This window comes from Capnocytophaga sp. oral taxon 323 (genome assembly GCF_001278825.1).
GTDB classification, from domain to species: domain Bacteria; phylum Bacteroidota; class Bacteroidia; order Flavobacteriales; family Flavobacteriaceae; genus Capnocytophaga; species Capnocytophaga ochracea.
This window is the reverse complement of sequence record NZ_CP012589.1, coordinates 2,090,904-2,105,283: the sequence shown is the minus strand read 5'-3', so window position 1 is coordinate 2,105,283 and position 14,380 is coordinate 2,090,904. Positions and strand designations below refer to the sequence as shown.

14 protein-coding genes are annotated in these 14,380 nt (G+C 40.2%); 6 read left to right on the top strand and 8 right to left on the bottom strand.

The genetic code is table 11. The annotated features are described in order from the left end of the window. Nucleotides 1-57: 57 nt before the first annotated feature. Complete coding sequence (locus tag AM608_RS09085) at nucleotides 58-1,311, bottom strand: sigma-54-dependent Fis family transcriptional regulator (protein WP_053581516.1); 1,254 nt, start codon at nucleotides 1,309-1,311, stop codon at nucleotides 58-60. A 792-nt stretch (nucleotides 1,312-2,103) separates the two neighbouring features. Here AM608_RS09085 and AM608_RS09080 point away from each other — a divergent pair. From AM608_RS09080 to purB, 4 genes are read left to right on the top strand one after another with little or no spacing between them, the layout of a single operon-like run. Continuing rightward, nucleotides 2,104-3,966: a M1 family metallopeptidase gene (locus AM608_RS09080; RefSeq protein WP_053581515.1), complete on the top strand. Its 1,863-nt coding sequence runs from the start codon at nucleotides 2,104-2,106 to the stop codon at nucleotides 3,964-3,966. 1 nt (nucleotide 3,967) lies between these two features. Continuing rightward, a complete protein-coding gene (locus tag AM608_RS09075) occupies nucleotides 3,968-4,339 on the top strand; it encodes a hypothetical protein (protein WP_053581514.1) in 372 nt (123 codons plus the stop codon). Between the two features lie 40 nt (nucleotides 4,340-4,379). Further along, on the top strand, nucleotides 4,380-5,501 hold the full coding sequence (locus tag AM608_RS09070; RefSeq protein WP_009410986.1) for a hypothetical protein: 1,122 nt from the start codon (nucleotides 4,380-4,382) through the stop codon (nucleotides 5,499-5,501). Between the two features lie 46 nt (nucleotides 5,502-5,547). Continuing rightward, nucleotides 5,548-6,879 (top strand): adenylosuccinate lyase, encoded by a 1,332-nt coding sequence (purB, locus tag AM608_RS09065; RefSeq protein ID WP_053581513.1) that lies wholly within the window; start codon nucleotides 5,548-5,550, stop codon nucleotides 6,877-6,879. A 79-nt stretch (nucleotides 6,880-6,958) separates the two neighbouring features. Here the strand turns inward: purB and sufD are convergent, their stop codons facing one another. From sufD to AM608_RS09030, 7 genes are all read right to left on the bottom strand, one after another. After that, nucleotides 6,959-8,260 carry a Fe-S cluster assembly protein SufD gene (gene sufD / locus AM608_RS09060; protein ID WP_053581512.1) on the bottom strand — a complete coding sequence of 434 codons (1,302 nt, stop codon included), beginning with the start codon at nucleotides 8,258-8,260 and terminating at the stop codon, nucleotides 6,959-6,961. Nucleotides 8,261-8,272: 12 nt separating this feature from the next. Next, the gene (gene sufC, locus AM608_RS09055) at nucleotides 8,273-9,013 is read right to left on the bottom strand and encodes a Fe-S cluster assembly ATPase SufC (RefSeq protein ID WP_053581511.1); all 741 of its coding nucleotides are present in this window, start codon (nucleotides 9,011-9,013) and stop codon (nucleotides 8,273-8,275) included. Nucleotides 9,014-9,069: 56 nt separating this feature from the next. Beyond that, nucleotides 9,070-10,011: a hypothetical protein gene (locus tag AM608_RS09050; protein WP_053581510.1), complete on the bottom strand. Its 942-nt coding sequence runs from the start codon at nucleotides 10,009-10,011 to the stop codon at nucleotides 9,070-9,072. A gap of 166 nt (nucleotides 10,012-10,177) precedes the next feature. Beyond that, a complete protein-coding gene (locus AM608_RS09045) occupies nucleotides 10,178-11,113 on the bottom strand; it encodes a hypothetical protein (RefSeq protein ID WP_053581509.1) in 936 nt (311 codons plus the stop codon). A gap of 213 nt (nucleotides 11,114-11,326) precedes the next feature. Beyond that, a complete protein-coding gene (locus AM608_RS09040; RefSeq protein WP_015782396.1) occupies nucleotides 11,327-11,743 on the bottom strand; it encodes an EamA family transporter in 417 nt (138 codons plus the stop codon). A gap of 56 nt (nucleotides 11,744-11,799) precedes the next feature. Next, on the bottom strand, nucleotides 11,800-12,585 hold the full coding sequence (locus tag AM608_RS09035; protein ID WP_053581508.1) for an SDR family NAD(P)-dependent oxidoreductase: 786 nt from the start codon (nucleotides 12,583-12,585) through the stop codon (nucleotides 11,800-11,802). A gap of 68 nt (nucleotides 12,586-12,653) precedes the next feature. Then, the gene (locus tag AM608_RS09030; RefSeq protein WP_009420435.1) at nucleotides 12,654-13,025 is read right to left on the bottom strand and encodes a helix-turn-helix domain-containing protein; all 372 of its coding nucleotides are present in this window, start codon (nucleotides 13,023-13,025) and stop codon (nucleotides 12,654-12,656) included. A gap of 137 nt (nucleotides 13,026-13,162) precedes the next feature. Between AM608_RS09030 and AM608_RS09025 the strand changes: the two genes are divergently transcribed. Both AM608_RS09025 and AM608_RS09020 read left to right on the top strand, forming a co-directional pair. Beyond that, entirely contained in the window at nucleotides 13,163-13,729 is a 567-nt protein-coding gene (locus tag AM608_RS09025; RefSeq protein ID WP_053581507.1) for a hypothetical protein, read from the top strand. A 28-nt stretch (nucleotides 13,730-13,757) separates the two neighbouring features. Beyond that, nucleotides 13,758-14,372: a hypothetical protein gene (locus tag AM608_RS09020; RefSeq protein ID WP_053581506.1), complete on the top strand. Its 615-nt coding sequence runs from the start codon at nucleotides 13,758-13,760 to the stop codon at nucleotides 14,370-14,372. The last annotated feature ends 8 nt before the right edge of the window (nucleotides 14,373-14,380 follow it).

The window sequence follows — 14,380 nt, the reverse complement described above, 5'->3', positions numbered from 1 at the left end:
GAAAGTTCTCTCCTCTCACCTCCTATTGTCTGAGGCTTATGCCCCAAAGCTTAGTGCCTAAATCATATTATACTGTTTTAGTTTGCGATATAGCGTCCGCTCCGAAATCCCCAAGGCTTTGGCGGTTTCCTTGCGCTTGCCACCGTTGTGTTCTAACGACTTGCGTATCATCTCGCGCTCTTGCTCTTGAAGTGAAAAACGCTCTTCTTCCGCAGCTTCCTCATAGTCGTACACCTCTTCGTGAGATAGGATTTCTTTCTCGGTAGGAGGTACGGGAATGATAGAATAAGCCGGAGAGCTCGCCTCATTCTTGTATGAATCATTGCCGTAGATGCGGTGAATAAGTCCCTCGTTGTCCTGTTGTACTTGGGCTGAATTGCCGTGTTGTAGCAGTTCAAGGGTAAGCTTTTTCAAGTCGTTGAGGTCAGATTTCATATCGAAAAGCACCTTGTAAAGCAATTCGCGTTCGTTGCTAAAATCACTATCCTGGCGCGCTTGCTGAGGTACAACCTGTGGTAGATTGCTACCCTCATCAGGTAAGTAGGTGCGCAAAATACTCGCTGTAATATCCCTGCGCTGTTCAAGTACCGAAATCTGCTCAGCTACATTGCGCAACTGACGGATATTCCCGCTCCAGCGGTAGTTCGTGAGCAGATGTACCGCATCTTCGCTGAGCTTCACAGGAGGCATTTTGTATTTCTCGGCAAAATCCGAAGCAAACTTGCGGAAAAGCAAGTGGATATCCTCTTTGCGTTCGCGCAAAGGAGGCAAATGTATCTCTACTGTACTGAGTCGGTAGTAAAGGTCTTCGCGAAAACGTCCTTTTTTAATAGCTTCTTGCATTTGCACATTGGTAGCCGCCACAATGCGCACATTCGTCTTCTGCACCACCGATGAACCTACTTTTATGAACTCGCCATTCTCGAGTACCCGCAAGAGGCGCACTTGGGTAGTGAGGGGCAATTCACCTACCTCGTCCAAGAAGATAGTCCCGCCATCGGCTTCCTCAAAATACCCACTACGGGTAGCGGTAGCTCCCGTAAAAGCGCCTTTTTCGTGACCAAAAAGTTCCGAATCGATAGTCCCTTCGGGGATTGCTCCGCAGTTTACGGCTATGTATTTACCGTGTTTGCGTAGGGACAGCGAGTGAATGATGCGCGGTATAGCCTCTTTCCCCACCCCACTTTCTCCGGTGATGAGTACCGAAATGTCAGTAGGGGCTACTTGTATAGCTTTTTCGATAGCGCGATTCAGCTTAGGGTCGTTGCCAATAATGCTAAATCGCTGTTTTATAGCTTGTATATTTTCCACTTTTTTAGTTGAGAGTTTATGAACGGCAAAGGTACGAATATTTTTTTGAATTTATGTCAGTTCGATATAACAAAATGCTATTTTTCAATCGCTTTTCCTCCGCCTTTCCGCCACCACACTCCCACTAAACTTCTCCTACAAATTTGCTAATTTCCCAATTTTCTAATTTACTAATTCTCTTTCCCGTCACTACATTCCTCTAGCACTTATACGTCATAACACTTTGCCAAAGTTTTTGCCTGTGCGGCTCGCACTATCTTTCTGCCACCACACTTCCACTAAACTTCTCCTACAAATTTGCTAATTTCCCAATTTTCCAATTTGCTAATTCTCTTTCCCGTCACACTCCCCCCTAGTGCCTATGGCCTAAGGCCTAGTACCTTTTCTCTTTCTTTCGCCTCGAAACCCCGTTTTTAACATTTTTAACATTGTTGTATCACACTATTAATCAATAACTTATATACCCTTTCTATACCAATCGTCCAAGATTCGTATAAGCTTCCTATAAGCTCTCTATAAGCTAACCCCACCCTCCTCACAGCCTTTTTTCACCAAAACTTCTCTCAGCTATCTTCCGAAAACCTCCGATATCTTCCGAATACTCCTAACAGTATCAACACATCGCTTTTTCATCTCAAACTTTGTCAAAGTTAATAGCCTGTCGTGCTACGACTGCCTGTGCGGCTCGCACCTCATTCCCTAATTTTCCACCTACCCGTCGTGCTACGACTTGTTAATTTGCTAATTACTTCGTACCTTTGCACTTTCAATAACTATCAATAGAATATAATAATGAGAAAAATACTCTTAGCACTCTCTGTTTTCGCTTTTACGCTGAATGCAATAGCCCAAGATAACCCTTGGCAACAACAAGCTGATTACCAAATGAACGTAACGATGGACGTGAAAAACTTTCAGTATAAAGGCACCCAAAAACTCACGTATACCAATAACTCTCCCGATACCCTACGCGTAGTATTCTACCACCTCTATTTCAACGCTTTTCAGCCAAATAGCGAAATGGATAGCAAACTGCAATCCATCCCCGACCCCGATAGACGTATGGCTAACAATCTCGGCACCGATAAAAACCCCATTTACGAGAGTCGTATAGCCAAACTCTCACCTTCTGAAATCGGACTATTGCGCATTACGGCTATGAGTCAGGACGGACAAAAAGCTACCTTCTCTCACGAAAGTACAATCCTAAAAGTAACCCTCCCCACCCCTATTCTACCTCACAGCAAAACAGTACTCGATATGACCTTTGAAGGTCAAGTGCCCGTAATGATACGTCGTGCAGGTCGTAATAGCCCCGATGGTGTAGCGCTTTCAATGGCACAATGGTACCCTAAAATGGTAGCTTACGATCATCAAGGTTGGCATACTACCGAATACTTAGGTCGTGAGTTCTACGGCGTTTGGGGTAACTTCGATGTAAAAATCACCCTCGACAAAACCTATGTGGTAGCAGGTTCAGGCGTGTTGCAAAATCCTAACGAAATGGGCTGTGGTTATGAAGATAAGGGCGTAAAAATACCCCAAACCAAAGCCAAAACGAAAACGTGGCACTTTGTAGCCGAACGTGTACACGATTTCACTTGGGCTGCCGACCCTCAGTTTACTCACGATAAGCACACTCTCACCGACGGTAAGACCATACACTTCTTCTACAAAAAATATCCAGAGAATTGGAAGCGTATCCAGCCCGATATGCTCAAAGTATTCGATTATTTCAATACACTTATAGGCAAATATCCTTGGCCTCAATACTCTTTCATTCAAGGAGGCGATGGTGGTATGGAGTATGCAATGTGTACCCTTATGGAAGGCGGTAAGAAATATGAGAGTTTAGTAGGCACCGCCACCCACGAACTGGCTCACGCTTGGTTTCAACACCTCTTAGCTACCGATGAGGCAGCTTATCCGTGGATGGACGAAGGGTTTACCTCCTATATCCAAACACTTGCCGAACAACAAGTGTTGCACCTCATTCCTGCAACCAACTATCCCTTTACTAAAGCCTACAATGGCTACCTAAACTTAGTAAAATCGGGGTTACAAGAACCTACCATCACTCATTCCGACCGTTATGCGACGAACTACGCTTATAGTATTGCCGCTTACTACAAAGGGCAGCTCTTCCTCACTCAGTTAGATTATCTAATGGGTAACGAAGCACTGATGAAAACTCTCAAACGCTACTATCGCGAATATGCTTTCAAGAATCCAACCCCCAATGATTTTATTCGCATAGCCGAAAAAGTATCAGGAATGCAATTGCAATGGTTCCTCAATGAGTTTATGCAAACTGACCACGTAGCCGATTACGCTATCGACAAGGTAGAAGCCAAAGGAAATAAAACGGCAATTACCCTCAAACGCTTAGAACGCCTGCCTCTTTCTATCGACCTTTTTGTAACCGATAAAGCTGGTAAAACCCAATACGTATATGTGCCCTTGCGAATGACTTACGGCGAAAAACCAAACACTTACCCTAATTATCCCCGTACGGTAGTTCCTGCTTGGGGTTGGGGTAACCTTACCTACACTTTTGAACTCGATATGCCATTGAACAATATCCAGAGTATAGTATTAGACCCTAATAACAGAAGTGTAGATATCAACAGAGAGAATAATATTTATAAGAAATAGAATGTATACTGTTATTATCTTTTTAGGATTTTATAATTTGCTCTTTGCCCTCTTCCATTTGTTGTTTTGGAGACTTTTTAAATGGAAGGAAGAGGTACATAAACTCAGTTTTGCCAATCGCGGAATTATCCAAATTCTCAATATACAAATAGTTTATTATTTTGTAGCAGTAGCAATAGTTTGTTTTTGTTTTACTAACGAACTTCTCACTACTGATTTAGGTAAGGTTTTCTTACTTGGCAACTCGTTGTTCTGGGCAATACGTTTGGTACAACAATATATATTTTTGAGGAAAAATAGTTTTGTAATTCACTTTTTGGCAGTACTATTTTTGTTAGGAACAGTATTATTTTTATTACCTTTGTTTTATTAAAATCAGTATATACTAACTCCTAACATCTAACACCTAAACAATGGACAATATTTTAGGATACGATACAATAAAGAACTATTTGCAAGCCAGTGTGGAAGCAGGTCGCATTCCACACGCTCAATTATTTGTGGCAGGCGAAGGACAAGGCGCTCTGCCAATGGCAATCGCCTACGCAACTCTCATTCTTTCGCACGATAACCCCAAGGCAAAGGCTCAATGCGCCCAACTCGCTCACCCCGACCTTCATTTTGCTTTCCCCACAGCTATTAATGACAAGGTGAAAAAAGACCCTATTAGTGCTCTCTTTATGGACGAATGGCGCGCTTTTGTAAAAGAACAGCCTTATGGTTCCCTTTTTGATTGGCTCGTATTCTTAGGTATAGAGAAGAAACAAGCCAACATAGGGGTAAATGAGGCTAAAGAGATTACCAATAAGTTAGCACTGAAATCATTTGAAGGTGGTTATAAGGTAATGATTATCTGGATGGCAGAGAAGATGAATGCCGAAGCCTCTAACAAGCTCCTCAAACTCCTCGAAGAACCCGCCGATAAAACAGTCTTTCTCTTGGTGGTAGAAGATGAAAATGCCCTATTAGACACTATCAAATCACGTTGCCAAATCCTGCGTTTCCCGCCCCTAAGTGAGAATGCTATCAAAGAAGCCCTCGTAGAACGTGGTTTAGCTGATGCCGAAGCGACCAAAATAGCTCTACGCGCTCAAGGAAACTTCAACAAAGCCCTCCAACTGATGAACAACAAAGAAAGCGAAGAAGCCATTTTTGAGCGTTGGTTTATTGCGTGGGTGCGCACAGCCTACCGCGCACGTGGTAACAAAGCCTCTATACAAGGACTCTTGCAGTGGAGTGACGAAATCAATACCGTAGGGCGGGAGGCGCAAAAACAGTTTTTGCAGTATTGCGCTGAGGTATTCCGTCAGGCGTTCCTACTGAACTATACCGCCTCTAATTTGGTGTATATACAATTCGCCGACCCTACTTTCCAACTTGCCAAATTTGCCCCTTTTATTCACGGCGGTAATATCGAGGCAATACACAACCTCCTCGAAGAAGCCCAGTTACACGTAGAGCGCAATGGCAATGGCAAAGTTATTTTCACCGATTTAGCTATCAAACTCACCCGGCTATTACACACTAAGCAATGAGACAATTTTCTAATTTTCTAATCTGCTAATTTTCCAATTTGAAATTATGTTAACCGCAATTTCCCCCATCGATGGTCGTTATGCCGATAAAACGACCTCCCTTGTGTCTTTCTTCTCCGAAATGGCACTCATTCGTTATCGTGTGCAAGTGGAAGTAGAGTACTTTATCGCACTCTGTGAACTCCCCTTACCTCAACTTGCCAATTTTCCTAAGGAAAAATACACCGATTTGAGAAAACTCTACCAAAATTTCACTGAAGAGGAAGCTCTAAAAGTAAAAGAAATAGAGCAAACTACCAATCACGATGTAAAAGCGGTTGAATATTTCATTAAAGAGGCTTTTGATAAATTGCAATTAGAAAAATACAAGGAATTTATCCACTTTGGTCTCACCTCTCAGGATATCAACAATACCGCTATTCCACTTAGCATCAAGGAAGCTGTACAACAAGTGTATTTGCCTGCCTTGGAGCAATTACTCAGCAAACTGAGAAGTTTAGTAACCCAATGGAAAGATGTCCCTCTACTGGCGCGCACTCACGGTCAGCCGGCGTCCCCTACGCGTTTAGGCAAGGAGTTCGAGGTGTTTGTCGTTCGTATGGAACAGCAGTTACAAACCCTTATAGCAGTGCCTTATGCTGCCAAGTTTGGGGGAGCTACCGGTAACTACAACGCTCATAAAGTAGCCTATCCTAATATCGATTGGAAGGCTTTCGGCACTCGCTTTGTAGAGGAAATATTAGGCTTGCACCATTCTTTTCCCACTACTCAAATTGAGCATTACGACCATCTTGCATCGCTTTTCGATGCTCTCAAACGCATCAATACGATTCTCATCGATTTGAACCGCGATGTTTGGACGTATATCTCTATGGATTATTTCAAACAACAGATAAAAGCTGGCGAGGTAGGTTCTTCGGCTATGCCTCATAAAGTAAACCCTATTGATTTTGAAAACTCCGAAGGTAATTTAGGCATAGCCAACGCTCTTTTAGAGCATTTATCGGCAAAATTACCTATTTCCCGTCTACAACGCGACCTCACCGATAGTACTGTATTGCGCAATGTAGGGGTGCCTTTTGGTCATATACTCATAGCCCTGCAATCTACCCTCAAAGGGCTCAATAAACTCCTTTTAAATCAGGATAAAATCCGTGAAGATTTAGAAGACCATTGGGCAGTAGTAGCCGAGGCTATCCAAACGATTTTGCGTCGAGAAGGCTATCCTAACCCCTATGAAGCTCTCAAAGCCCTCACGCGCACCAATACAGCTATCACTGCCGAGACTATTAGCAGTTTTATCGATACCTTGGAAGTAAATGAAGATGTAAAGGCAGAACTAAAAGTTATAACGCCCGAGAACTATACGGGAGTTTAAAATAACAGCCACAATATCTAATAAAAAAGCCTACTTGAAATTTCAAGTAGGCTTTTCTTTTTTATTAATACTTCATCTCTTAAAAATCTACGGTTACCCCTAATTTTTCAGCAATAATCGCATTGATATACTCCGAAAGGGCTGGAATGCTTACACTCTCCAATACGGTATTTGCAAAAGCATAGGTGAGTAAGGCAGAGGCTTCTTTTTTGCCTATCCCACGTGTTTGCAAATAGAATAAAGAGTCTGCGCTGAGAGAACCTACGGTACAGCCGTGTGAGCACTTCACATCATCGGCGAAGATTTCGAGTTGGGGCTTGGTGTATACCGTTGCCTTATCGGAGAGGAGGATATTGTCGTTCTGCTGATAAGCATTTGTTTTCTGAGCGATTTGCTCTACCATTATCTTACCGTTGAACACATTGGTTGCTTCATCACTTACGATACTCTTATAATCTTGATGACTCTCACAGTTAGGATATGCGTGGTTCACCAGCGTATAATGGTCGGTGTGCTGTGTGCCTTGCAAAATGCTCAATCCTTTGAGAGTAGATTCTAAATGCTCGCCTTGGTGATAGAAATTGAGGTTGTTGCGAGTGAGTGCCCCACCAAACGAGAAGGTATGTACGCTGGCGTGGCTATTTGCTTCTTGCGAAATATAGGTGTTATCGATAAGGGAAGCCGTCAGGCTATCGTTTTGCAATTTGTAATAATCAAGGAAAGCATCTTTGGCTACAAACACTTCGGTTACCGCATTGGTAAGGATTGCCGTAGCAGTATCCGATAAGTTTTGGTGAACTTCAATGACTTTGAGCTGTGCATTCTCACCCACTGCAATAATATTGCGCGGCTGGTAGCAAGTGGTTTCTTTTCTGTCGTTGAAATACAGCAACTGTATGGGTTTATTTACCACTTTCCCCTTAGGTACTTCTATATATATCCCTTCTGAGGCAAAAGCCGTGTTGAGGGCTGTGAATATATCGCCTTTTTCGGTATTGGTGTTGAAGTATTTTTTGATAAAGGCTTCTCCTCCTTTGTGCAACGCCTCTAATAGGGGCGTAATGGTAACACCTGCTATTTCTTTACTCGACATTTCTGGGCAGTAATAGCCGTTTACAAACACGAGTACATCACAATCCTTAATCCAGTGTTCGTATAGCGCTTCTGCGGAGAGGGTTGTTTTATTATAAATAGGTTGCCACAAGTGGTAATCAGTAGCTTGGAGGTTAGTGAGAGAGGTGTATTTCCACGCTTCTACTTTTTTATGAGGGAAACCTTTTTCAGCAAAGAAACTAAGGGCTTCTTTGCGAATGTCTTTTAATATATCGCCTTTATGTGGGAACTGCTCAAAAGTAGCTACCCATTTGTCTTTTAAATTCATAGTCTAATTTGCTTATCCTTTGAGCCAATCATAGCCTTTTGCTTCCAATTCTAAGGCGAGGTTTTTGTCGCCTGTTTTTACGATTTTACCGTCGGAAAGCACGTGTACGCAATCGGGAACGATGTAGTCTAAAAGGCGTTGGTAGTGGGTGATAACAAGCACCGCATTGTTTTCGTTTTTGAGTTTATTCACCCCATTGGCTACAATGCGTAGGGCGTCGATATCAAGCCCAGAGTCGGTCTCGTCTAAAATAGCTATTTTAGGTTCGAGCATTGCCATTTGGAAGATTTCGTTGCGTTTCTTCTCACCGCCAGAGAATCCTTGGTTGAGGGAACGCGAAAGGAAGTCAGGATTGATTTCTAGAAGGGCTGCTTTTTCGCGTATTTTTTTGAGAAGTTCAGCAGCAGGCATATCGGGTAATCCTTGTGCCTTGCGACTCTCATTGATAGCAGTTTTGATGAAGTTGGTTACTGATATTCCAGGGATTTCTACAGGGTATTGGAAAGACATAAAGATACCTTTATGTGCGCGCTCTTCGGGGGCATCTTCTAACAGACTTTCGCCATTGAGGAGGATATCACCCTCTGTTACCTCAAAGTTTTCGTTACCCGCAATCACCGCCGAAAGGGTAGATTTGCCCGCTCCATTAGGTCCCATAATAGCGTGTACTTCGCCTGCTTTTATTTCTAAGTCAATTCCTTTAAGGATTTCTTTGCCGTCCACACCTGCGTGGAGATTTTTTATTATTAACATTCTTAATTGAGTTTAGTGATACTTCTCTTCTAACTATAAAGTATGATACACTTGTATTAGTACTCATATTTCTCAATAGTACCATCATTTCCGTCCGTCACTTTGGTAATTTTAGTAGCGTAACCTTGCGGGTTATTAGCTTCATTTTTATATTCTGTACTTAAGTATGGGCTACCTTTAGTAAGTCCTAAGCTAGGGTTGTTAGAGTCTTCTAGTTGTTGGGTTCGTTCGAATACTTTCACTACAAGGTTTTTGCTATTAGTGGCTTCATAAAGCTCATAAAAAGTGTAATTTTCTAAAGGAGTGTTTGCTAACGTGATAAGTTGTATTTGCAAGTTTCTCTTGGGGTTTTTCTTCTGTAAGTCATACTCATATAGATAGGTCTTTCTAAAAGAAACTACTCCGTTTGTGAGATTATCGTATACTTTCTTTATCAAGTTGCCTTCTGGACTAAAAGTATAGATATATGTGTCGTATCCAGAATCACCCGTTGCCACCACAGTATGGGCATCTGGGTAGGTAAGATTGTAAACTACTGAAGGGATAGGGGCAAATTTACTTAGCTTCCCATCTTTGTAGTCAAAAGTAATAGACATAGAAAACTTTCCTAATTCACTTTTTTTAATTTCAGTAACTTGGTCTTGGTCATTAAAGCTAAATTCTACAACTTCTTGAGCTATACCGTCTTTATCAATATCTATTCTGGCAGGAAGCTTTTTACCTTTTAGAGGTTTAATAATCAAATGTTTGACCTCCTTTCGTTCTGATCCAGAAATTTCGTACTCTTTTGCTTCTTTAATAAAACCATCCTCTACGGTGTAAACCATTTCGGTGGAACTATCTGCTGAATATTCTATGATGTACTTAGTAGGTAATATAACCTTTTCTTCCCAAGGGTCAGGAGCTTTGTTATTGTTATTATTGTTATTGTCATCATCACTTTTGCAGCAAGCAACTCCAATGAAAGCAAGACTTGCTAAGATTAACAGTTTTCTCATAACGATTTTTTATTAAATTAGGGAGCAAAGATAGTCTTTTTTGGTGTAACGGACAAAAAATGAGATAAAAAAGGCTCAGTATCTGCATTTAGGTCAAACACACAAAATATCTTCTGTGAAATTAGTGACACTTCTCTTCCAGCTATAAAGTATGATACAGCTTGTATTAGTACTCATATTTTTCAATAGTACTATCATATCCCATCGTCACTTCGGTAATTTTAGTAGCGTAACCTTGCGGATTATTAGCTTCATTTTTATATTCAGTTAAATATGGAGTGCCTGTAGTAAGTCCTAAGCTGGGGTTGTTAGAGTCTTTTTGTACTTGGGTTAGTTTAGTTTGTTTTACTACAAGGTTTTTGCTATTAGTGGCTTCATAAAGCTCATAAAAGATGTACTTATCTAAAGGAGTGTTTGCTAACGTGACAAGTTGTATTTGCAAGTCTCTCTTGGGGTTTTTCTTCTGCAGGTCATACTCATATTGAAAGGTCTCTCTAAGAAAAACTTCTCCTTCGTCATTGAGTTTATCTTTTACTTTCTTTATCAAGTTGCCTTCTGGACTAAAAGTATAGGTTTTTCTGTCGTGTCCAGAAGCACTCGTTGCGACCACAGTATGGGCATCTGGGTAGGTAATTTTGTAAACGATTGAAGGAGAAAATTCACTTAGTTTTCCATCTTTGTAGCCAAAAGTAATAGACATAGGATGCTTTCCTATTCTACTTTTTCTAATTTCAGTAACTTGGTCTTGGTCATTGAAACTAAATTCTACAACTCCTTGAGCTATACCGTCTTTATCAATATCTATCCTGGCAGGAAGTTTCTTACCCTTTAGGGGCTTAATAATCAAATGTTTGACTTCCTTTCGCTTTGAACGATAGGTTTTGAACTCTCTTGCTTCCTTAATAAATCCGTCCTCTATGGTGTAAACCATTTCGGAGATATCATCCTTTGAACGCTCTATGATGTACTTAGTAGGCAATAATGTCTTTTCTTCCCACGGGTCAGGAGTTTTTTTATTGTTATTATTGTTATTGTCATCATCACTTTTGTGGCAAGCAACTCCAATGAGAGCAAGGCTTGCTAAAATTAACAGCTTTCTCATAACGGTTTTTTTAATTAAATTAGGGAGCAAAGGTAGTCTTTTTTGACGTAACAGACAAAAAATATTTCTCCTATCTCCTTCTTATATTCGTGCCACATACGTGGTTTAGGTGTGGTACAGGCACCCTATACCCATCGTAATAACCTAATTTCTTTAAAAACCTCTCTATGGGAAAATTTAGCCCGCCCTGCTAGTGGCGTTTCGTTCCTACTCTCACCATATCATCACTAAGGTACCTATGGTAATGAGTGAGACACCTATCACCGATTTAAGGGTGAAGTCTTCGTGTAGGAAGATAATAGCCAAAACAAAGGTGATGGCGATACTTAGTTTATCTACCGAAACAACTTTGGTAGTTTCTCCCATTTGCAGGGCTTTGTAATAGCACAACCACGATGCCCCTGTGGCAATTCCTGAGAGGATAAGAAAGAGCCAACTGCGCTGGCTTATCTGGGCAATATTATGCTGACTTTGGGTGATAAAAACCATTGCCCACGCCAGCAACACAACTACCACTGTGCGGATAGCGGTCGCTACATTAGAATTGACCCCTTCAATGCCTATTTTGGCAAGAATAGCGGTAAGAGCAGCAAAGATAGCCGAAAGTAGTGCAAAAACGAACCACATCATACGTTATTTTGTGACAAAGGTAAGTATAATTTACTAATTAGCAATTAGCAAATTATCTAATCTGCTAATTTATAAATATGTAAGGCATCCGCTTGGTGGAGCGGGGTAACAGTAATATCGGTGATTTGAACTTTATCTGGCAGATTGACGATATAGGCTATGGTGTCGGCGATATCTTCGGCATATAGGGGCGTGATACCCTTATACACGTTTTCGGCTTTCTGCTCATCGCCTTTGAAACGCACCTTGCTGAAATTGGTCTCTACCAATCCTGGTTTTACGTTGGTAACCTTTATTTTTTTATTCATTAGCTCTATGCGCATCGCATCGCTTAGGGCTTTTACAGCAAACTTGGTCGCACAATAAATACTGCCATTGGGGTAAGCTATCTCACCCGCTACCGAGCCGACGTTCACTATTGTCCCCACTTTGTCGGTAGCAATCATTAGCGGAATCACACTGTTGGCAATATAGGTAAACCCTTTGATGTTGGTGTCAATCATCTGGTCTATATCTTCTATGGCGTAAGTATAGAGGTGTTGCAGTCCAATAGCTAACCCTGCATTGTTGATGAGTATATCTATTTGTCGCCACTTTTCGGGTAAGGACTGGATATTTTTCGCCACCTCTTGGTAGTTTCTCACGTCGAAAGCTAAGGTTATAACCTCCACAGCGTGTTCTTTTTCGAGTTGGGCTTTCAGTTCTGCCAATACCTCAGCACGACGAGCGCAGAGAATCAAATTGACGCCCATTTGTGCCAACTTTTCGGCTACTGCTTTACCTATCCCGCTGCTTGCACCCGAGATGAAAGCTATTTTTCCTTTGATACGATTTAGTTCCATTTGTTTAGATATTTAAGTGTTAGGTTTTAGGTGTTAGAATATTCCACTTTGCAAAAGTTAGTGGTAAATTATTCTTTTCTTAAATAGGCTATTTCTTTCTGCAATTGAGCAATTAAATCATCTTTGGATTTGATGAGTTGTTCTGTTATTTCTTTGTTTTCTTGGTAAAAATGTTCTATTTTTTGTTGATATACTGCATCATTATGATAGTTATTTTGTACCATTTGTTGTTTTTCTAAATCGAGCAATTCTCCTACAGGTATTTCTAATACCATAGAAATTTGGAAAAGTCTTTCTACTGATAATTTAGTTTCTCCTATTTCCAATTTGCGATAAGCAGGTACAGAGAGGTGTAGTTCCTCAGCCATATTCTCATAAGAATACCCCTTTTTAGTCCTCTCTTGTACAATTTTATTGATTACATTTTCTATATTCATCATAATAAGTTAATGATTTGAGAGGCAAAAGTAAAAAATATTATCGAAAAAGTAAAATATATTTTGAAAAAGTTTAAATAGAATATTGTTTTAAACGCTTACTTTTGCACCGTTAAAAATCATTTAAAAACCATAAAACAATGAAGAACTTTCTATTATTTCTAATTTTTGGAATGGGATTAATGTCTTGTTCTGATAATCTAACAACTTCTAAAACTGACAAGCTAATAAAAGAAGCTTTAGCCGAAACAACTCCTTTTTATGGGGTAGCACGTGTAGTTACAGGTGAAAGAAAATATATTCTTGAAGAAGAATTAGCTACTTATGAGAAATTAGCTCAAGAAGGTTATATCACTATGAAAAAGTCGGATTCACCTCTTAGTAATGATACATACGATATAACTTTTAATGACAAATCTCAGCCCTTTATAATTGCTAAAAGTTATGACGGTTATTATATGCGAGCCTATACCCTTGTGTTCGATAAAACCGATGAAATACAAATAGTAATGCAAAATGAAGCGCAAGTAAAGGCTATTTTTAAGAAAGAAGAAAGGACTCCCTTCTACAATCTATCTTTTTTAGCTAAGGAGGATACCTATATGAGAACCTTTACCTTTGATAAAACAGAAAATAAAGGTTGGGTAACGCATAGTGTGCTTCCTATGCTCAGACTTTCAAAAGGAATTGCTCAAAAAGAACAATAATTAAAACAAGTATATAAAATATAAAACAATGAAGAAACTATTTTTAATGCTATTTGTTGCCTTGTCTTTTATAGGGTATGCTCAAACCAATAATGATTGGGAAAAAGTAATCATCACTCGTAATCCTGAAGATATAAAAGGATTAAAACGTTTGAATGATGTCTCTGCCGAAACCAGTAGATTGTATGGAAAACAATCTAAATTACGAGATGAAACTACTAAGAAAATCAAGCAAGAGGCGGCTAAAATAGGTGCTACTATAGTACTTATCACTGTTGATAATTTTGCGATGACACCTATCAATAATGTGAATATGGTAGGGACTGCTTATAGTGGTGAAGTTGCTCAACAAGAAGAAAAAGTTCCTCAAAAAGCAGAAGTAAGAGGTGAAAAAGTATCAGAAGAAGATATTATTATTACACGAAATCCTGAAGATATTAAGGGATTAACACGTTTGGGAGATGTATCATCAGAAGCAAGTAGACTTTATGGAAAACAATCTAAACTGCGTGATGAAGCAACCAAAAAATTAAAAAAAGAAGCTGCAAAATTAGGCGCTACTATAGTGCTTATTACAGTTGATAATTTTGCAATGACTCCAATCAACAATGTGAATATGGTAGGAACAGCTTATAAAAAATAACCTACTAT